This is a genomic window from Herbiconiux flava (genome assembly GCF_013409865.1).
GTDB lineage: Bacteria > Actinomycetota > Actinomycetes > Actinomycetales > Microbacteriaceae > Herbiconiux > Herbiconiux flava.
Map to the genome: position 1 here is coordinate 2,922,704 of NZ_JACCBM010000001.1, position 18,214 is coordinate 2,940,917.

Sequence of the window (18,214 nt, forward strand, 5' to 3'; positions counted from 1 at the left end):
GGGCGAACCGGGCCGGCCGCTCGCGTCAGCCTTCCGGGAACGGCCGCAGCTCGAGGCGGCCGTTCCTGGCCATCGGATGCCGGGCGGCCAGCGCCGTCGCCTCGTCGAGGTCGCGGGCCTCGAGCAGGTCGAAGCCCCAGATCGCGTCGGTGACACCGATGAGCGGGCCCTCGGTGACGATCGTCTCACCCGCGCGCACCCGCACCCCACGGGCGGTGCCCGGGTCGAGGATGTCGCCCATCACCCGCTGCCCGGCGCTCTCGAGCTCGTCGACCCAGACGTCGACGTCGCTCTCGTCGGGCTCGGCATCGGGCGTCTCGTCGCCCATCACGAACATCATGAATCGCATGTGAACACCGTACACATGCGAGCGGTCGAGGGGAAGATCAGTCCTCGAGCGCCGAGCGCAGCAGGCCGACGAGGGCGTCGAGCTGCACGCTGTCGGTCGAGCCGATCGCCTGGTCGGAGCCGTCGAGCGCACGGGCGGCGAGCCCCTGCTTCGAGTCGATCAGCTCGGCGATGCGGGTGTCGATCGTCTGCGCGGCCACGATCCGCCACGCGGTGACCGGCTCGGCCTGGCCGATGCGGTGCACGCGGTCGATGGCCTGGGTCTGCTCGGCAGCGGTCCAGGACAGCTCCGCGAGCACCACGTTCGACGCGGCCTGCAGGTTGAGGCCGACGCCCGCCGCGGTGAGCGAGCAGACGGCCACGGCCACCTCGGGGTCGTTGTTGAAGGCGTCGATCTCGCGCTGACGGAGGGCGGCCGACTGGTCGCCGCGGATCGACACCGTCTTCAGCTCCCGCTTGGCGAAGAGCTCCTCGGCGGCGTTCATCACGTCGATGTGCTTGGCGAAGAAGACCACCTTGCCCACTGAGCGGGCGAGCTGCGCGGTGTAGTCGGCGGCGAGGCCGGCCTTCGCCGTGCCGATGCGGCGCACCATCGTGAAGACGTTCAGGCCGTCTTCGTTGGCCTGCGTGTCCTCGAGCTCCTGCCGCGCGACGAGGCGCATCAGGTCGTCGTCGGGCAGCTCGTCGACCTCGTCGCCGCGAGCGTTGGCCCGGGCCGCCACCAGGCGGCGGTAGCGGGTGACCAGGCGGGCACCGAGCTCGCGCTCGGCCTCGCGGATGGAGCGGCCGAAGTCGTCGTCGAGCTCCACGGGGAGGTCGACGATGCGCTTGGCGGGCAGGTCGGCGGCCACGTCGATCTTGCGTCGGCGCACGATGCCCATGTCGATGACGGCCTCGCGCGCCTCGGCGAAGAAGCCCGCGTCGGCCGGGGTGAGGCCGATTTCTTCGAGGTGCTCCATCAGCTCGGGGCCCGGCTTGTCGCCGTCGATCCAGCCGAGGAACTGCCAGATCGCACGGAAGTCGTCGACGTCGTTGATCAGCGGCGTTCCGGTGAGCGCCATCATCAGCGGGTTGCCGCGCGGGGCGGTGTGCCGGATGCGGTCGGCCAGTGCCAGCACGTTGCGCGAGCGCAGCGAGGTCATGTTCTTGATGAAGTGCGCCTCGTCGACGACCATGCCGCGGAAGCCCATGCTGCCGAGCCAGGACAGGTGCCGGTCGAGCACCTCGTAGTTCACGACCACGACGTCGGCGAAGGCGTCGAGCGTCTCGCCGTCGCCCTGCACGACGGTGGCACGGCGGTGCGGGGTCCAGAGCTCGACCTCGCGAGCCCAATTCATCTTCACCACGTTCGGCACGACGGCCAGCAGCGGGTAGGCGTCGGCGACGGATGCGGCCAGCAGCGACTGCGCCGTCTTGCCGAGACCGGGCTCGTCGGCGAGCAGGAAGGTGCGGTGCCCCGCCTGCACGCTCTGCAGGAAGCGGGACTGGTGCACCATCAGCTCGTGGCCGGGGGGCGAGAGACGGTCGATGGTGGGGGCCTCGGGCAGCTCCATGCTGGCGGCCCTGCCGCCGGCACCGTACTCGAAGGCGCGGTAGAGCGGGCCGAGCAGCTCCCAGTTCGAGAGCCGGCCGACGCCGTGCGGCTTGGCGGGCGTGAGGTCGGGGGCCATGAAGGGGTTCGCGAGCTGACGCGACTTGACCGACACGGGCACGACCTGGCGCTCGGCGAGCTCGGGTGGCACGACGGTGGCGGTGGGGGCCGGCGTCTCGGGCTCGTCGTCGGGCACCTCGTAGCCAGCGTCCTCCAGGTACTCGCGGCGGAGGCTCCGGGCGGCGGGTGAGAGCGGGGTGTCGTTCTCGAGCAGCGCGATGAGCGAGGTGTCGCGGGCGGCGGTGCGCGCGAGGATCGATGCGATGCCGTCGAGGCGCTTCAGCTGCTCGGCCCGCTCGGCGTCGGTGATCGTCGTGTCGGTCTTGATGCTCGCGCGCTCCTCGCGCATGAGCAGGGCGACCACGAGGAACTTCGTGCGGTTGGCGGGGGCGACCTTGCCGCGCTGGGCGGCGGCTTCGACCTCGCGCACCTTGCGGGCGAGGATCGGGATCAGACCGGTGTTGTCTGCGGTGCGCGTACGGCGGTTGCCGGACCTTGACATCGTTCTCCTGGGAGTGAGGCGGAGTGCACGGGGCCTGGGCGGTCGAGCAAGGCGATAAAATCGCGGTCGGCGCGAGGAGCGGGAAAACCCGTGGCGTGCTCAGTCTACGCGATGCACCTTGATCAGCAGTCCACTGGCGACGAACACGATCGCGCCGACGCCGTGGGCGATCTGCCAGCCCACGAGCGGCAGGACGATCGGCAGCACCGGGTTCCACAGCACGGCGATGGCGGCGAGCGGCGGGAGCCACCACCACTGCTTCGCCTGCACCGCGAAGACGAGCATGATGAGCGCCAGGATGGCGATCACGAAGCGGGCCACGGTGAACCAGCCGTCGTCGCCGATGACGGCCAGGAAGGCCACCAGGGCGATCGCGCCGAGGAGCCCGGGGGCGAGTGCGGGACGGGTGAAGTCGGGGGTGGTCTGTCGCGCGCTCATGTCTCGCCAATCCTACGCGGCGCTCGGTAGGGTGAACCCATGTCATTCACGTCGGGTGCTTCGACCCCCCTTTTCGCAGGCCCAGAGGGGCTCTGGACAGCTGATCCCGAGGAGCTCGCCGCACGGCTGTTCGTCACCGTCTTCGCCGGGCAGGGCGCCGTGCCGCTTCCCCAGAAGGACGTGTCGGAGGTCTATTCCACGCTCGCCGGGCTCGGCGGCTACTCGCTTCCCGACGTGCGCTCGGGCAACACGCAGCCGCTCGGGCTGACCGTGCAGCTGGCGCAGGAGGCCATCCTCACCTGGGAGCGCGCGACGGTCGCGGTGCGGCTCTCGGCCGGCTCGGGCAGCGGCGCCGGCCCCGTGTCGCACACGGTGACGATGCTCCGCTTCGGGCCGGGCATCCTGAACGCCGCCGACCCCGTGGTGGCGCTCAAGGCGCGGCTCCACTGATGGCGGCGACGAACCACCAGACCGAGGCACCGGCACAGACCGAGGCCTTCCGCGTCTCCGACGAGGTCGCCGAGGCCCTCGCGGCCGGGCGCCCGGTCGTGGCGCTCGAGTCGACGATCATCTCGCACGGTCTCCCCCGCCCCCGCAACCTCGAGGCGGCCCGGGAGTTCGAGGCGATCCTCCGTGACGCCGGCGTCACGCCCGCCACCATCGCGGTGCTCGACGGCATCCCCCGCATCGGCCTCGACGACGAGGGCGTGCGGCGCATCGCCGAGGAGGACATGACCAAGGCGAGCGTGCGCGACCTGCCGATCCTCTCGGCCAAGGGCGCGAGCGGTGCGACCACCGTCGCGGCCACCGCCTACCTCGCCGGCCGCGCCGGGGTGCGCGTCTTCGCCACGGGCGGCCTCGGCGGTGTGCACCGCGGCGCCTCCGACACCTTCGACGAGTCGGCCGACCTCTCGGCGCTGGCGCTCTCGGGTGTCACCGTCGTCTCGGCGGGCGTCAAGTCGGTGCTCGACATCCCCGCCACGCTCGAGCGCCTCGAGACCCTCAGCGTTCCCGTGGTCGGCTACCGCACCACCGACTTCCCGAGCTTCTGGCTCAGCACCTCCGGCTACACGATCGACTGGTCGGTCGAGGACACCGACGAGATCGCCCGGGTCATGCGCGGACAGGACCTGCTCGGCCACGGCCAGGGCATCGTCGTGGCCAACCCGCTGCCGGCCGAGCTGCAGTGGGACCCGGCGGAGCACGACCGCGTGCTCGCGACCGCCTTCGCCGCGGCCGACGCCGCCGGGGTCTCGGGCAAGGCGGTCACACCGTTCCTGCTCGGCTTCATCGTCGAGGAGTCGGGCGGCCGCAGCCTCGAGGTGAACCTCGACATCGCGCGCAACAACGTGCGGCTCGCCGGCGGCATCGCGCTCTCCTGGAGCGCACTGAACAGCGCTGCGGCCTAGCCCGTGACCGACCCGCGGATGCCCGTGCCGCGGGTGGTCGCGCCCCTGGCCGCCCCGCGGGTGACCCCGCTCCCGGCCGCCCCGCGGGTGATCGCCTTCGGCGACGTCTTCGACGACGTCATCGTCACCCCGGCCGGCGACATCCGGCCCGACACCGACACCGCGGCCACGATCGAGCGGCGCTCGGGCGGATCGGCGGCGAACGCGGCCGCCTGGTTCGGTCACCTCGGAGCCGAGGCCCATTTCTTCGGCCGGGTCGGCACGGCCGACGTCGACCGGCACACCTCCGAGCTGGCCGAGGCCGGCGTGGCGGCCCACCTCCTGGCCGACGTCGAGCGCCCGACGGGCACCATCGTCGTGGTGCTGCAGCCCGACCGCACCCGCACCATGCTCACGGAACGCGGCGCCAACGTGCTGACCGGCCCGGCCGACGTCGACCGCTCCCTGCTCGCGCCGGGGGCCCATCTGCACCTCACCGGCTACTCGCTCTTCAACGACGTGCCCGGCGCGGCCCGCCTGAGCGCGGTGCGCGCCTGCGCCGCCCTGATCGCCGACGCCACCGCGGCCGGCATGACCATCTCGGTGAACCCTGGCTCGGCCGGCTTCATCGCCGACCACGGCGCCGCCACAGTGCTCGACGCCTCCCGGGGCGCCACGGTGCTGCTGCCGAACCTCGACGAAGGGCGCGCGCTGATCGCGTCCGCCGATCCGGCGGCTCCGGGCAGTTCAGCCGTCGATCCGGCGGAGGTGGCGACCGCGCTGCTCGCGCACGCCCCGGTGGTGGCGCTGACGATGGGGCGGGGCGGGGTGCTCGCCGCGGTCAGGCGGGCGCACGGGCATCCGCTCGTCGTGCGCGTACCGGCCCTGCTGGTCGACCCGGTCGACACCACCGGCGCGGGAGACGCCTTCAGCGCCGGCTTCGTGCACGCGTTGCTCACGGGAGGACCCGTGGTCGCCGAGGCGATCGACGAGGCCAGGCTCGAGCGGGCGGCCCGCGAGGGCGTGCGCTGCGCGGCCATCGCGATCCAGCGCCTCGGCGCCCGCCCACCGATCGCCGAGCAGCCCGAACGGGTGCGGGCATGAGCGGCGCCGCCCAGCCCGGCGACGAGGCCGCCCTCGAGCGCCTCCGCACCCTCCTCCGCATCCCCACGGTGTCCCTGCCGCCGGCCGAGCGCGACGAGGCCGCGTTCGACGCCTTCGCCGACGCCCTGAGCGAGCTCTACCCCCTGGTGCACGAGCGCCTCGAGCTCGAGCGGATGCGCGACCGCACCTTCCTCTTCCGCTGGCCCGGTCGCACCCGCGGCCGCGCCGCCGTGCTGATGGGCCACTACGACGTGGTGGTCGCCACCGACGAGGGCTGGGAGCATCCGCCCTTCGCCGCGGAGGTCACGGGCGACGGCGCCGACCGCGTGCTCTGGGGGCGCGGAACACTCGACGACAAGGGCTCGGTGGTCGCCGTCCTCGAAGCCGTCGAGCGCTCGCTCGCCTCGGGCGTCACGCCGGAGAACGACGTCTACCTGCTGTTCGGCCACGACGAGGAGACGGCGGGCACCGGCGCCGAAGCGGCCTCCCGCCTGCTGCACGAGCGCGGGGTGGAGCTCGGTCTCGTGCTCGACGAGGGCGGCGCGGTGATCGAGCGCGCCTTCCCGACGGTCGCGGTGCCGGTCGCCGTGGTCGGCGTGAGCGAGAAGGGCACCACGAACTTCACCTTCACGGTCGAGCAGCCGGGCGGCCACGCCTCGACTCCCCCGGCCGACACGGCCACAAACCGCCTGGCCCGGGCCATCACGCGCCTGCAGAAGCACCCGTTCCCCGCGAGCCTGAACCCGGTGACGGCCCGCATGATCGCCACCATCGGTGCCCACGCGGCGAACCCGTTGCGCACGGTCTTCACCCGGGTCGGGCTCTTCCGCCCGCTGATCGTGCCCGTCTTCGCGCGGCTCAGCGACGAGACCGCAGCGATGGTGCGCACGACGATGGCCGTGACGCAGCTCTCCGGATCACCGGCCGCGAACGCGCTGGCCGAGCGAGCGCAGGCCGTCGTCAACGTGCGCATCGCCGTCGGCTCGACGGTCGATGAGGCAAGGCGCCACCTGGAGCGCGCGATCGCCGACCCGCTCGTGCGCGTCGACACCACGATGGAGAACGGCCCCGCCCGGGTCTCCCGCATGGGCGGGCCCGACTGGGAGCTGCTCGCCGAGACGATCGTCGCGAGCTACCCGGGCACCGTCGTCACCCCCTACGTTCAGACCGGAGCGACCGACTCGCGGTGGTTCTCCCCGCTCAGCCGCTCGGTGTACCGCTTCAGCCCCTTCGAGATGTCGTCCGAGGAGCGTGCCACACTGCACGCCAAGAACGAGCGGATGCACGTGGACACGTGGTTCACGGGCATCCGCTTCTTCGAGCGCCTTGTGAAGCGGCTCTAGCGCGGGCTTTCACCCGCACCGTGACTACTGCTGCTCGGCCCGCTTCGCCTGCTCGGCGGCCATCTGCGCGTGCAGCTCGGGCAGCCGGATGGGCCGGCTCGACGGCGGAAGGTCGTGCACCCGCTCCAGGGCCGGCTCGAGCTCGGAGAGCCACGCCTTGTAGCCCTCTTCGTTCAGATGCAGCCGGTCTTCGGTGAAGGCCGGGTTGAGCTCGCCCGACTCGACGGCCATGACGGGCCAGAGGTCGAGGTAGTGCGCGCGCACGGTGGCGGCGAACTGCCACACGTGCCGGTTGATCTCCTTGACGAACTCGGCGTACTCGGCGCCGCGCGGCAGCACCGACTGCACGAGGATGCGCGCGTCGGGCAGCGCGGCCCGGATGTTGGCGAGCGCGGTCTCGATGCCGCGCACGACCTGCTCGATGCCGCGGCGGTTCGCCACGTCGTTCGTGCCGATCAGGAGCACGACCGTGTCGGGGTCTTCGGCGGCCACCTCGTCGAGCCGGGCGATCAGACCCTCGGTGGTGTCTCCGCCGACGCCGAGGTTCACGGCCTCGAGCTCGGGGAACCACTCCTGCCAGCGGCCGCCTTCGATCAGGCTGTCTCCGACGAAGACGGTCTTGGGCTTTCCGGACATCCGCACCTCCAGGTGAAGTAGATCCCCATTTTAGCCGGGGGCGACGATCCCCGCTCCGGCGGGCTTCGTCGAACCGGCCATCGCGGCGTCCTTCCGGGCCGCGAGCAGCGCGGTCTCGGTGATGCGGTTGGCCATGCCGTTGAAGATCACGCCGTGGAAAGGCAGGATCGCGAACCAGTACAGCCGGCCGCCGAGCCCACGCGGGAAGAAGATGGCGCGCTGGTCGTAGATGGAGCCGCCGTCGTCGGAGGGCGTGGCGCGCATCTCGAGCCACGCACCACCCGGCACCTTCATCTCGGCGCGGAGCCGCAGGAACGACCCGCGGTCGATCTGCTCCACGCGCCAGAAGTCGAGCGCGTCGCCCGTGTGCAGCTCGGTCTGGCTGCGACGGCCACGACGGAGGCCCACGCCGCCGACGACCTTGTCCATCCACCCGCGCACGGCCCAGGCGATCGGGAAGGAGTACCAGCCGTTCTCCCCGCCGATGCCCTCGATCACGCGCCAGAGCTCGTCGGCGGGGGCCGGCGTGCGGCGCTGCTTCACATCGAGGTACACGGTGTGGCCGGCCCAGTCGGGGTCGCTCGGCAGCGGGTCGCTCACGGCACCGGGCACGAAGGCGTCCTGCCAGCTGGTCTCGACCTCACCGGCCTTCATCTTGCCGAGCGCGAGCCGCACGGCCCGGCGGTACGGGGTGAGCCCGCCCTCGGGGTCGTCGATGTAGCCGCGGATGTCGTGCTCGTGCGTGACGCAGTCGAACTGCAGCGACGCGATGATCGGGATGGCCAGCGCGCGCGGGATGGGCGTGACGAGATTCACCCACTGCGAGGCGAGCCACGGCGTCAGCACGGGCAGCGCGGCGATCGGCCGCTGGGCGAGCCCCGCCTCGAGCGCGTAGCCGTTCATCATCTGCCCGTAGCGCAGCACGTCGGGCCCGCCGATGTCGAAGGTGCGGTTCACCTCGGACGGCAGATCGGCGGCCCTGACGAGGTAGTAGAGCACGTCGCGCACGGCGATCGGCTGGATGTGGTTGCGCACCCACTTCGGTGCCGGCATGTACGGCAGGACGTCGGTGAGGTGCCGGATCATCTCGAACGAGGTCGAGCCGGAGCCGATGACGACACCCGCCTGCAGGGCGGCGGTCGGCACGCCCGAGTCGAGCAGGATGCGCCCGACCGCGACCCGCGACCGCAGGTGCGGCGACAGCTCCCCGCCCTCGGGATGGAGACCGCCGAGGTACACGACGCGCGTGACGCCGGCGTCGGCGACCGCGGCGGCCACGTTCTTCGCCGAGGCCTCCTCGGCCTTCTCGAAGTCGCCCGTGCCGCCCATGGAGTGCACGAGGTAGTAGAAGACGTCGACGCCCTTCACCGCTGTGCGCAGCGACTCGGCGTCACCGAGGTCGCCCTTCACGATGTCGACCGAGCCCGCCCAGGGCACGTCGCGCAGCTTCTCGGGCGTGCGCACGAGCACGCGCACGTCGAAGCCCGCGTCGAGCAGGCGGGGAACCAGACGCCCCCCGATGTAGCCGGTCGCGCCCGTGACGAGGGCCAAGCGTGGGGAGGTCATGCTGCCTACGCTAGCCCTCGCACGGACACGGCGGGCGGGAGGCGTCGCCCTCGGGGTGAACGGTCAGCGCAGCGCCGGTCGGTGCAGCACTAGATCAGCGCCTTCGTGTGCCACACCGTCTTGATCTCGGTGAACGCCCCGATGCGGGCGAGGCTCGGCGCGGCGGCGTCCGGCCCCTCCTCGGGCGGCAGCACGCGCTTCAGCGTCTCGGCCGCGGCGATCTCGAGGTCGATCCACTCCAGCGCCGAGGCGCCCACGAGGTCGAGCGCGTTCACGTCGGCATGGCTCGCGAGCCACGGCGCCAGCTCGGCGGGAGAGCCGGTCAGCACGTTCACCACGCCCTTCGGCAGGTCGCTCGTGGCGAGCACCTCGCCGAGGGTGATCGCCGAGAGCGGATGCGCCTCGCTGGCCACCACCACGACGGTGTTGCCGGCGACGAGCGCGGGCGCGACCGCGCTGACGAGACCGAGCAGGGCCGAGTCCTGTGGCGCCACGACCGCGACGACACCGGTGGGCTCGGGCACGGAGAGGTTGAAGTACGGGCCGGAGACCGGGTTCGCGTTGCCCGCCACCTGCGCGTACTTGTCGGCCCAGCCGGCGTACCAGACCCAGCGGTCGATCGCCTCGTCGACCTGCGAACGGGCGGCGGAGGCCGACACGCCCTCCTGCTTGACGATCTCGTCCTCGAACTGGGCGCGGCGTCCCTCGAGCACCTCGGCCACGCGGTAGAGCACCTGGCCGCGGTTGTAGGCGGTGGCGCCCGACCAGCCGCCGACGGCGGCGCGTGCGGCCACGACGGCGTCACGCGCATCCTTTCGCGAGGCCTGCGCGGCGTTGGCGAGGAAGCGGCCCTTGGAGTCGACGACCTCGTACACGCGGCCCGACTCGCTGCGCGGGAAGGCGCCGTTGACGTAGAGCTTGTAGGTCTTGGGAACGGTGACGTGGCTGCTCATCGGGCGCCTTCCTTCAGGTATGCGGCGAGACCGTGGCGGCCGCCTTCGCGGCCGTAGCCTGACTCCTTGTAGCCGCCGAAGGGCGACGCGGGGTCGAAGCGGTTGAAGGTGTTGGCCCAGATCACGCCGGCGCGCAGCTTGTCGGCCACGGCCAGGATGCGGCTGCCCTTCTCGCTCCAGATACCGGCCGAGAGGCCGTAGGGCGTGTTGTTGGCCTTGGCGATCGCCTCGGCCGGGGTGCGGAAGCTCAGCACCGACAGCACCGGGCCGAAGATCTCCTCGCGGGCGATGCGGTGGCTGGTCGACACGTTGGTGAAGATCGTGGGGGCGAACCAGAAGCCGTTCTCGGGCAGCTCGCACGCCGGGCTCCAGCGCTCGGCGCCCTCGGCCTCGCCGATCTCGCTCAGCTCGCGGATGCGCGCCAGCTGCTCGGCGCTGTTGATGGCGCCCACGTCGGTGTTCTTGTCGAGGGGGTCGCCGACGCGCAGGGTCTCGAGGCGCGACTTCAGGCGTTCGACGACCTCGTCGTGGATCGACTCCTGCACCAGCAGCCGCGAACCCGCGCAGCAGACGTGGCCCTGGTTGAAGAAGATGCCGTTGACGATGCCCTCGATGGCCTGGTCGATCGGCGCGTCGTCGAAGACGATGTTCGCCGCCTTGCCGCCGAGCTCGAGGGTGAGCTTCTTGCCGGTGCCCGCGGTGGAGCGCGCGATCTCGCGGCCGACGGCGGTGGAGCCGGTGAAGGCCACCTTGTTCACGTCGGGGTGGTTGACGAGCGCGCGGCCCGTTTCACCCGCACCGGTGACGATGTTGACGACGCCGGCCGGGAGGTCGGCCTGCTGCAGGATCTCGGCGAAGAGCAGCGCCGTGAGCGACGTGGTCTCGGCGGGCTTCAGCACGACGGTGTTGCCGGCGGCCAGGGCGGGCGCGATCTTCCACGCCAGCATGAGCAGCGGGAAGTTCCACGGGATGACCTGAGCGGCGACGCCGAGCGAGCGCGGGTTCGCGCCGACGCCGGCGTACTCGAGCTTGTCGGCCCAGCCGGCGTAGTAGAAGAACCAGGCGGCGACGAGGGGCACGTCGACGTCGCGGCTCTCCTTGATCGGCTTGCCGTTGTCGAGCGACTCAGCCACGGCGAGCTCGCGGGCGCGCTCCTGAACGAGGCGCGCGATGCGGAACAGGTACTTGCCGCGGTCGCGGCCCGACATGCGCGACCAGGTCTTCTCGTAGGCCTTCCGCGCGGCGGCCACGGCGCGGTCGACGTCGGCCTCGGTGCCGTTGGCGATTCGCGCGATGGGCTTCTCGGTGGCGGGCGAGATCGTCAGGAACGACTCGCCGGCGGCGGGGGTGAACTCGCCGTCGATGAACAGGCCGTACTCGGGCTTGAGGTCGAGGATCGCCGTCGACTCGGGGGCCGGGGCGTATTCGAGGAATGACATCGTGTGGTCCTAGTCGATCGTGACGTAGTCGGCGCCGGAGTAGTGGCCCGAACTGAGCTTCTGCCGCTGCAGCAGCACGTCGTTGAGGAGGCTCGAGGCCCCGAAACGGAACAGGTGCGGCTGGAGCCACTCCTCGCCCACCGTCTCGGCGACGGTGACGAGGTACTTGATGGCGTCCTTCGACGAGCGGATGCCGCCGGCCGGCTTGACGCCGATCTTCTCGCCGGTGAGGCGGTTCCAGTCGCGTACGGCCTCGAGCATCAGCAGGGTGACGGGCAGCGTGGCGGCCGGGGCGACCTTGCCGGTCGAGGTCTTGATGAAGTCGCCGCCCGCGAGGATGGCGAGCCAGGATGCCCGGCGCACGTTGTCGTAGGTGTTCAGCTCCCCGGTCTCGAGGATCACCTTGAGGTGCGCGAACGAGCCGTCGGCCCGGCGGCAGGCCTCCTTCACGGCGACGATCTCGTCGAAGACCTGACCGTAGCGGCCGGAGAGGAAGGCACCGCGGTCGATCACCATGTCGATCTCGTCGGCGCCCGCGGCCACCGCGTCGGCGGTGTCGGCCAGCTTCACCGGCAGCGAGGCGCGACCCGAGGGGAAGGCGGTGGCGACGGCGGCGACGTTGATCAGCCCGTCGCCCGGCTCGGTGACGCGGCCGGCGGCGTGGGCGTCGCCCAGCGCCTCGACGGCGTACGGCACCATGTCGCCGTAGACGCAGACGGCGGCGACCCGCGGGGTCGAGCTGTCCCCCGCATCCGGAACCAGGGCCTTGGCCACGAGCGAGCGCACCTTGCCGGGGGTGTCGGCGCCCTCGAGCGTGGTGAGGTCGATCAGCTCGATGATGCGGTCGAGGGCCCAGGCCTTCGAGGTGGTCTTGATCGAGCGCGTGCCCAGCGAGGCGGCGCGCTGCTCGAGTCCGACGGTGTCGACGCCGGGGAGGCCGTCGAGGTACCGCTTGAGGGTGGCTTCGGTCAGGTCACCGCCGAGCACCTCCACGGCGCGCTGCGCGGGGCTGACCGCTCTTTCTATCGTCACGAGGTCACTTCCCAATCCTTCGCGGCCACGACCCGTCCGGTCGCACCGCATCCGTCGATTCTCTCACGCGGCCCTGCATGACCAGCGGATGCGCGGCGAATCACCGCGCTTGCGACCCGCCCTGCTACCACTCGTCCTCGAGCATACGCGGCCGGGCCACCACGATACCGCTGACGGTCAGCGCCAGGGCGGTGCCGACCAGGAACAGCAGCGGAACCGTCCAGCCGCCGGTGCTGTCGTGCAGCACGCCGACCACGAGCGGACCGAGCGCGCCGATGCCGTAGCCGATCGACTGCACGAACGAGCTCAGCGCCACCGATCCCTCGTGCGTGCGCGTGCGCAGGTTGATCAGCACGAGCGAGAGCGGGAACAGCAGTGGCCCGAGCCCGATGAACGCGACCCAGAGCCAGAGCGGCCCGCCCGGGGCGAGCAGCAGGCCGCCGTAGCCCACGATGTAGAACACGACACCGGCGGCGATCAGCGGGCCGACCGTCCTCATCCTCGTCGCGAGGATCGGCACGAGCAGGGCGGCGGGCAGCCCCATCACCGAGAACAGCGAGAGCAGCGCGCCGGCCTCGGCCTCCGAGGCTCCGGCGACGTCGGTCAGGATGCTCGGCAGCCAGGCGAACATGGCGTAGGCGTTCACCGAGGTGAGGGCGAAGACGAGCATCAGCGACCAGGCGACCGGCGAACGGAGAACGCGGCCGAAGCCCTTGCGGCGCTCGATGGGCACGTCGACGGGCCCGGGCAGGCCCTCGGCATCGGCCGGGGCGGCGCCGTCCGCGGCATCGCGCCGATCGCGCATCCGTCTCGCCAGCAGTGTCACCAGCGGCACCAGCGCCAGCACCGCGAACACGGCCCACATGCCCACCGAGACCCGCCAGCTGCTGGCGTCGGCGACCGGCACGGCGACCAGCGGCGGCAGGGTCGCGCCCATCGCCATGATGGTCGCGTACAGCGCGGTCAGCAGCCCGATGCGGTCGGGGAAGTACGTCTTGACGAGCGGAGGCAGCAGCACGTTCGCCACGCCCATGCCCGCGAAGGTCACGGCGCTCGCGAGCACGAGCACCAGGTACGAGCCCGAGGATGCCCGCACCAGATGCCCGAGCAGGATGGCGACGATCGCCACCACCATCACCCGCTCCACGCCGAACCGCCGGTGCAGCGCGGGGGCGAACAGGCCCACCACGGCGAAACTCACGGGCGGCAGCGTGCCGAGGAAGCCGATGCCGATCGCGCCGATCGCGAAGTCCTCGCCGATGCGGTCGTAGATCGGCGACAGCGCGGCGACGGCGGTGCGGAGGTTCAGCCCGACGAGCACCACGGCGAGCAGCGCGACGGTGCGGCCCTGCCAGAGCGGCCGAACCCCGGTGCCGCCCCGGTCAGCGGGCGTCATCGAGCAGGCGCCGGGCGTTCAGCACGTCGTCGTCCATCTGGGCGATCAGCGGGTCGATGCCCGTGAACTTGACCTGCCCGCGGATGCGCGCGACGAACGACACGTCGACCACGTGGTCGTAGAGGTCGAGGTCCTCGTCGAGCACGTACGCCTCGACCTGCTTCTGCGGCACGCCGTCGAAAGTCGGGTTGTTGCCGACGGAGATCGCCGCGGGGTAGCGCCGCCCCGCATCCGTCAACCAGCCGGCGTAGACGCCGTCGGCGGGGATGAGCCCTTCGGACTCGGGTGAGAGGTTGGCGGTCGGGAAGCCGAGCTCGCGCCCGCGCTTCGCGCCGTGCACCACCATGCCGCGCACGGTGGGCGGGCGGCCGAGCAGCTCGGAGGCGCGCTCGACGTCGCCCTCGGCGAGGAGCTCACGGATCCAGGTCGAGGAGACCTTGCGCTCCTCGGCGGGCCGCACGTCGGGGATCAGGTCGACGTCGAAGCCGAACTCGCCGCCGAGCTCGCGCAGGGTGTCGATGGTGCCGCGACCCTTGGCGCCGAAACGGAAGTCCTCCCCCACCATGACGACCTCGGTGCGACAGACGCCGGCGAGCACCGTCTCGACGAACTCGCGCGGGGTCATCGAGGCGAGGGCCTCGTCGAAGGGCAGGAAGATCGTGACGTCGACGCCCGTCTCCTCGAGCAGCTCGAGTCGCTGCGCGTTGCCGAGCAGCGCCTCGGGCCGGAGGGACGGGTCGAGCTGGGCGAGCGGATGGCGGTCGAAGGTGATCACGACGCTCGTCAGGCCGCGGCTGCCGGCCACGTCGATCAGCTCGGCGATCACGGCGCGGTGGCCGGCGTGCACGCCGTCGAACTTGCCGATCGTGACGGCGGCCGGACCGAATCCTTCGGGCACCTCGGCCAGCGAGCGGTAGGCCCTCACCGGGTGCGCCGCAGCCACAGCATGCCGAGCACCGGCAGCACGAGCGGGATGAACAGGTACCCGGCGCCGTACCACGACCAGACCGAGGCCTTCGCGAACAGCTCGGGCAGGAACAGGCTCAGGGTGCCGACGGTGAGCACGCCGATCAGCTCGAAGGTGATGGTGATCCAGGCGATGCGGTACCAGGCCCGGCCCGGGGCGATCAGCGCGACGGTGGCGACGATGTACACCACGGCCGCCACGGCGGAGAGCGTGTAGGCGAACGGGGCCTGGTCGAACTTGCCGATGATCTCGACGACCGAGCGGCCCGTGGCCCCGAGGGCCAGGATGGCGTAGACCGCGATGAGCACCCGGCCGATGCCGCGGGCTCGGGTGCGGGGCGGGGTCGGAGCGAGGGTGTCGTGAGCCATGGCTCTAGAAGTTTATGGCACCCGGTCAGCTTCCCTGCACGAACCAGATCACGTTCATGCGGTAGACCATCACCGCCACGGCGAGGCAGACCGCGCCGAGGATGACCGTGCTCCAGCGACTGCGCTCGACCAGCGCCCAGAAGCCGCCGGCGACGGGCAGGAGCACCGCCGAGACGAGGTACACCCAGAACTCCAGGGGGTCGCCGGAGGGCGTGTTGCCGAAGGCGGGGGCGGCGATGGCGACCACGAGCTGCACGATCAGCAGCACCTCGACCAGTGCGGTGGCGCCCATCGTCAAGTCGGTGGGCTTCCGTCCGGCGAGGCCGAGAACCACGCACAGGATGCCCGCCAGCACGGCCACGGCCACCTGCACGATCGTGAACCACTCGATCACGGGGTCTCCTCGGTCGGGCTGGCTGCGACGTCGGGGCTGGCTGCGATATCGGGGCTGGCTGTAGCATCGGGGCTGGCTGCGATATCGGGCGTGGGTGCGTACTCGTCCGGCGGGAAGTTCACGATGCTCTTGGCCGAGGCCCCCGCGCGTTCGACGAGGCCGACGAGCCGGCCCTCGGCGGTGACGGCGGCGACCGGGCCCGAGGGCACGTCGTCACCCACGGGGATGCGCTGCCCGTGGCCGAGGGCGGCGGCGGCAGGGCCGTCCACGTCGAGCACGGGGAACAGGGAGCGGGCCACATCGGCCGGTGCGCGGAGCGGGAGCGGTTCGCCCGTCTCGACGAGGGCGTCGAGGGCGTCGAGGGTCGGAGCATCCGTCACCGAGAAGGGGCCGACGCGGGTGCGCCGGAGGTTGGTGAGATGACCGCCGACGCCGAGAGCGGCGCCCAGATCGCGGGCGATCGCGCGGATGTAGGTGCCCGAGGAGCAGACCACGCGCACGTCGACGTCGAGCACCGGATGCCCGTCGTCGTCGACCCCTCGGCGCCCACTGCCGAGCACCTCGAGCTCGGACACGGTCACCGTGCGGCTCTTCAGCACCACGTCCTCCCCCGCGCGCACCCGGGCGTAGGCGCGCTGGCCGTCGACCTTGATGGCGCTGACCGAGCTCGGAACCTGCTCGATCGTGCCGCGCTGGGCGTCGAGGGCGCGGTCGACCCGCTCGTCGTCGAGGCCCTGCACGGCTCCGGCGGGTGCGCGCTCGACGAGCTCGCCCTCGCGGTCGTCGGTGGTGGTCGAGGCGCCGAGGCGGATGGTGGCGAGGTACTCCTTGTCGAGCCCCACCAGGTAGGTGAGGAGCCTCGTGGAGCTGTTCAGGCCGAGGATCAGCAGCCCGGTGGCCATCGGGTCGAGGGTGCCGGCGTGGCCCACCTTGCGCGTCTGCGCGAGGCGCCGGGTGCGCCCGACGACGTCGTGGCTGGTGCGGCCGGCCGGCTTGTCGACCAGGAGGATGCCGCTGGCCGTGCTCGTCGGACTCTTCACGCCTGGCACTTTCTCACGCTGACACGCTAACAGGTGCGCGAGCGTAGGCTCGGAGCATGGTTGAACCCGCTACCCCGGCCAGCGTCTACGCGGACACGCTCGCGGCCGAGATCCGTCACAACTACCGCCTCGGACGGGTGATCGTGGGGGTGGACGGCGTCGAGCACACCCGCGGCTTCGCCGACGAGCTCGCCGCGGCCTTCGAGCGTGCCGGCGTCGACGCGGTGCGGGCCTCGCTCGACGACTTCCAGCGGCCCCGCTCGGAGCGCCTCCGCCTGGGCCAGGACTCCCCCGAGGGCTACTACCTCGATCGCTACGACGTCGACACGCTGAAGCGTGTGCTGATCGAGCCGTTCCGCATGGCCGGCAGCACGGGCTTCCAGACCACCGCCTTCGACGCCGCGCGCGACGTGCCGGCCGAGGCGCGCTGGCTGACGGCTCCGGCCGATGCAGTGCTGGTGCTCGACGGACCCTTCCTGCAGCGCCCGGGTCTGCGTGGGCAGCTGAACTTCACCGCCTACCTCGAGGGCCGGAACGCCGATCTGCCGCCCGAGGTTCTCGGGGCGGATGCGCTCTACCAGGCCGAGGCCGGGCCGCGGTTCGGGGCGAGCGCCATCATCGATGTGAGTTCGCCCGAGCATCCGCGTCGCAGTTTCGCCGACAGCTGCTGACGCCCCGGGCTTCCGCTCGATCTAGGCTGTCAGGATGCCTGACCCCACCCCCTTCTCGACGGCGGTGGTCTCGTGGTTCGCGACCGCGGCGCGGGACCTGCCCTGGCGCCGGCCGGGATTCACGGCCTGGGGCACACTCGTCAGCGAGTTCATGCTGCAGCAGACGCCGGTGGTGCGGGTGATCCCGCGGCTGGAGGAGTGGCTTACGCGGTGGCCGACGCCTGCGGCTCTGGCGGCCGCTCCTGCCGGTGACGCGGTGCGGGCGTGGCAGTCGCTCGGGTATCCGCGACGCGCGCTGAACCTGCACGCGTGCGCGGTGGCGATCACGACCCGCTTCGGCGGGGTGGTGCCGCGAGACGTGCCGTCGCTGCTGTCCCTGCCCGGGGTCGGCGACTACACGGCGCGGGCGGTCGCGGTGTTCGCGTACGGTGACCGGCACCCGGTGGTCGACACGAACATCCGCCGGGTGATCGCGCGGGCCATCGAGGGTGCGCCGGATGCCGCTGCGCCCAATGCCCGCCGCGACCTGCCGGCGATGACGGCGCTGCTGCCGGAGTCAGACTCGTCTGCGGCCCGCTTCAACGCCGGGATGATGGAGCTCGGCGCCCTGGTCTGCACGGCGCGCGCCCCGCGCTGCGACGAGTGCCCCGTGGCCGGCCTCTGCGCGTGGCGAGCGGCGGGGTACCCGGAGTCCTCCGTCGCTCGGCGACCCGTGCAGAAGAAGTACGAGGGCTCGGACCGCCAGGCGCGGGGCATCGTGCTCGGCGTGCTCAGGGCCTCCCCCGACCCTGTTCCCCATGCCGCTCTGAGTGATGCCCTTCCCGACTCCGCGCGCCTCGGTCGAGCCCTCTCCGGCCTCCTGGCCGACGGCCTCCTGATCACTGATTCCGACGACGTCTACGCTCTTCCTTAGCTCTCAGGGTCGCTCTCGTCTTTCTTGAGGCGACCCATGCCCATCGTCGGCAAGCGCGAAGCGCG

Annotated in this window: 19 protein-coding genes; 6 read left to right on the forward strand and 13 right to left on the reverse strand. The window is 71.8% G+C overall.

Annotated elements, in window-relative coordinates:
- Positions 1-25: 25 nt before the first annotated feature.
- From BJ984_RS13990 to BJ984_RS14000, 3 genes are all read right to left on the reverse strand, one after another.
- A complete protein-coding gene (locus BJ984_RS13990; protein ID WP_179548520.1) occupies positions 26-349 on the reverse strand; it encodes a YciI family protein in 324 nt (107 codons plus the stop codon).
- Positions 350-386: 37 nt separating this feature from the next.
- Complete coding sequence (locus BJ984_RS13995) at positions 387-2,501, reverse strand: DEAD/DEAH box helicase (RefSeq protein ID WP_179548521.1); 2,115 nt, start codon at positions 2,499-2,501, stop codon at positions 387-389.
- Between the two features lie 99 nt (positions 2,502-2,600).
- The gene (locus BJ984_RS14000; protein ID WP_179548522.1) at positions 2,601-2,939 is read right to left on the reverse strand and encodes a DUF6804 family protein; all 339 of its coding nucleotides are present in this window, start codon (positions 2,937-2,939) and stop codon (positions 2,601-2,603) included.
- 39 nt (positions 2,940-2,978) lie between these two features.
- Between BJ984_RS14000 and BJ984_RS14005 the strand changes: the two genes are divergently transcribed.
- Genes BJ984_RS14005 through BJ984_RS14020 form a run of 4 tightly spaced genes read left to right on the forward strand, consistent with a single transcriptional unit; the run spans position 2,979 to position 6,774 of the window.
- Positions 2,979-3,389 carry a hypothetical protein gene (locus BJ984_RS14005; protein WP_179548523.1) on the forward strand — a complete coding sequence of 137 codons (411 nt, stop codon included), beginning with the start codon at positions 2,979-2,981 and terminating at the stop codon, positions 3,387-3,389.
- Positions 3,389-4,348 carry a pseudouridine-5'-phosphate glycosidase gene (locus BJ984_RS14010; protein WP_179548524.1) on the forward strand — a complete coding sequence of 320 codons (960 nt, stop codon included), beginning with the start codon at positions 3,389-3,391 and terminating at the stop codon, positions 4,346-4,348. The genes BJ984_RS14005 and BJ984_RS14010 overlap by 1 nt, the downstream gene beginning before the upstream one ends.
- A gap of 3 nt (positions 4,349-4,351) precedes the next feature.
- The gene (locus BJ984_RS14015) at positions 4,352-5,431 is read left to right on the forward strand and encodes a carbohydrate kinase family protein (RefSeq protein WP_179548525.1); all 1,080 of its coding nucleotides are present in this window, start codon (positions 4,352-4,354) and stop codon (positions 5,429-5,431) included.
- Positions 5,428-6,774 (forward strand): M20/M25/M40 family metallo-hydrolase, encoded by a 1,347-nt coding sequence (locus BJ984_RS14020; protein ID WP_179548526.1) that lies wholly within the window; start codon positions 5,428-5,430, stop codon positions 6,772-6,774. The genes BJ984_RS14015 and BJ984_RS14020 overlap by 4 nt, the downstream gene beginning before the upstream one ends.
- 24 nt (positions 6,775-6,798) lie before the next feature.
- On the opposite strand, the gene BJ984_RS14025 is transcribed toward BJ984_RS14020, so the two are convergent.
- The 10 genes from BJ984_RS14025 to truB all read right to left on the reverse strand — a co-directional run bounded on the left by BJ984_RS14025 (position 6,799) and on the right by truB (position 16,565).
- On the reverse strand, positions 6,799-7,410 hold the full coding sequence (locus BJ984_RS14025) for a GDSL-type esterase/lipase family protein (protein WP_179548527.1): 612 nt from the start codon (positions 7,408-7,410) through the stop codon (positions 6,799-6,801).
- Between the two features lie 30 nt (positions 7,411-7,440).
- On the reverse strand, positions 7,441-8,976 hold the full coding sequence (locus BJ984_RS14030) for an SDR family oxidoreductase (RefSeq protein ID WP_179548528.1): 1,536 nt from the start codon (positions 8,974-8,976) through the stop codon (positions 7,441-7,443).
- 89 nt (positions 8,977-9,065) lie between these two features.
- Positions 9,066-9,929, reverse strand: coding sequence for an aldehyde dehydrogenase family protein (locus tag BJ984_RS14035; protein ID WP_179548529.1), 864 nt, complete (start codon positions 9,927-9,929; stop codon positions 9,066-9,068).
- Positions 9,926-11,368, reverse strand: coding sequence for an aldehyde dehydrogenase family protein (locus BJ984_RS14040; protein WP_173181181.1), 1,443 nt, complete (start codon positions 11,366-11,368; stop codon positions 9,926-9,928). Before BJ984_RS14040 ends, BJ984_RS14035 begins: the two co-directional genes overlap by 4 nt.
- Before the next feature lie 9 nt (positions 11,369-11,377).
- Positions 11,378-12,400 carry a deoxyribose-phosphate aldolase gene (gene deoC, locus BJ984_RS14045; protein ID WP_271206553.1) on the reverse strand — a complete coding sequence of 341 codons (1,023 nt, stop codon included), beginning with the start codon at positions 12,398-12,400 and terminating at the stop codon, positions 11,378-11,380.
- Positions 12,401-12,524: 124 nt separating this feature from the next.
- Positions 12,525-13,796, reverse strand: a complete 1,272-nt coding sequence (locus BJ984_RS14050; RefSeq protein ID WP_179548531.1) for an MFS transporter — start codon at positions 13,794-13,796, stop codon at positions 12,525-12,527.
- Positions 13,783-14,721 (reverse strand): bifunctional riboflavin kinase/FAD synthetase, encoded by a 939-nt coding sequence (locus BJ984_RS14055; RefSeq protein ID WP_179548532.1) that lies wholly within the window; start codon positions 14,719-14,721, stop codon positions 13,783-13,785. Before BJ984_RS14055 ends, BJ984_RS14050 begins: the two co-directional genes overlap by 14 nt.
- Positions 14,718-15,131, reverse strand: a complete 414-nt coding sequence (locus tag BJ984_RS14060; protein ID WP_179548533.1) for a hypothetical protein — start codon at positions 15,129-15,131, stop codon at positions 14,718-14,720. Before BJ984_RS14060 ends, BJ984_RS14055 begins: the two co-directional genes overlap by 4 nt.
- Positions 15,132-15,156: 25 nt before the next feature.
- A complete protein-coding gene (locus tag BJ984_RS14065; RefSeq protein WP_179548534.1) occupies positions 15,157-15,525 on the reverse strand; it encodes a hypothetical protein in 369 nt (122 codons plus the stop codon).
- Positions 15,522-16,565 (reverse strand): tRNA pseudouridine(55) synthase TruB, encoded by a 1,044-nt coding sequence (gene truB, locus BJ984_RS14070; protein WP_271206552.1) that lies wholly within the window; start codon positions 16,563-16,565, stop codon positions 15,522-15,524. The genes BJ984_RS14065 and truB overlap by 4 nt, the downstream gene beginning before the upstream one ends.
- Before the next feature lie 56 nt (positions 16,566-16,621).
- Here truB and BJ984_RS14075 point away from each other — a divergent pair, with 56 nt between their 5' ends.
- On the forward strand, positions 16,622-17,236 hold the full coding sequence (locus tag BJ984_RS14075; protein WP_179548536.1) for a nucleoside/nucleotide kinase family protein: 615 nt from the start codon (positions 16,622-16,624) through the stop codon (positions 17,234-17,236).
- A gap of 34 nt (positions 17,237-17,270) precedes the next feature.
- The gene (locus BJ984_RS14080; protein WP_179548537.1) at positions 17,271-18,149 is read left to right on the forward strand and encodes an A/G-specific adenine glycosylase; all 879 of its coding nucleotides are present in this window, start codon (positions 17,271-17,273) and stop codon (positions 18,147-18,149) included.
- Positions 18,150-18,214 lie beyond the last annotated feature (65 nt).

Excerpts from the sequence above, each read along its gene's own strand:
- BJ984_RS14035 (WP_179548529.1), bottom strand. The coding sequence starts at position 9,929 with ATGAGCAGCCACGTCACCGTTCCCAAGACCTACAAGCTCTACGTCAAC.
- BJ984_RS14060 (WP_179548533.1), bottom strand. The coding sequence starts at position 15,131 with ATGGCTCACGACACCCTCGCTCCGACCCCGCCCCGCACCCGAGCCCGC.
- BJ984_RS14010 (WP_179548524.1), top strand. The coding sequence starts at position 3,389 with ATGGCGGCGACGAACCACCAGACCGAGGCACCGGCACAGACCGAGGCC.
- BJ984_RS13990 (WP_179548520.1), bottom strand. The coding sequence starts at position 349 with ATGCGATTCATGATGTTCGTGATGGGCGACGAGACGCCCGATGCCGAG.
- BJ984_RS14005 (WP_179548523.1), top strand. The coding sequence starts at position 2,979 with ATGTCATTCACGTCGGGTGCTTCGACCCCCCTTTTCGCAGGCCCAGAG.
- BJ984_RS14000 (WP_179548522.1), bottom strand. The coding sequence starts at position 2,939 with ATGAGCGCGCGACAGACCACCCCCGACTTCACCCGTCCCGCACTCGCC.
- BJ984_RS14075 (WP_179548536.1), top strand. The coding sequence starts at position 16,622 with ATGGTTGAACCCGCTACCCCGGCCAGCGTCTACGCGGACACGCTCGCG.
- BJ984_RS14020 (WP_179548526.1), top strand. The coding sequence starts at position 5,428 with ATGAGCGGCGCCGCCCAGCCCGGCGACGAGGCCGCCCTCGAGCGCCTC.
- BJ984_RS14040 (WP_173181181.1), bottom strand. The coding sequence starts at position 11,368 with ATGTCATTCCTCGAATACGCCCCGGCCCCCGAGTCGACGGCGATCCTC.
- BJ984_RS14080 (WP_179548537.1), top strand. The coding sequence starts at position 17,271 with ATGCCTGACCCCACCCCCTTCTCGACGGCGGTGGTCTCGTGGTTCGCG.
- BJ984_RS14050 (WP_179548531.1), bottom strand. The coding sequence starts at position 13,796 with ATGACGCCCGCTGACCGGGGCGGCACCGGGGTTCGGCCGCTCTGGCAG.
- BJ984_RS14030 (WP_179548528.1), bottom strand. The coding sequence starts at position 8,976 with ATGACCTCCCCACGCTTGGCCCTCGTCACGGGCGCGACCGGCTACATC.
- BJ984_RS13995 (WP_179548521.1), bottom strand. The coding sequence starts at position 2,501 with ATGTCAAGGTCCGGCAACCGCCGTACGCGCACCGCAGACAACACCGGT.
- BJ984_RS14025 (WP_179548527.1), bottom strand. The coding sequence starts at position 7,410 with ATGTCCGGAAAGCCCAAGACCGTCTTCGTCGGAGACAGCCTGATCGAA.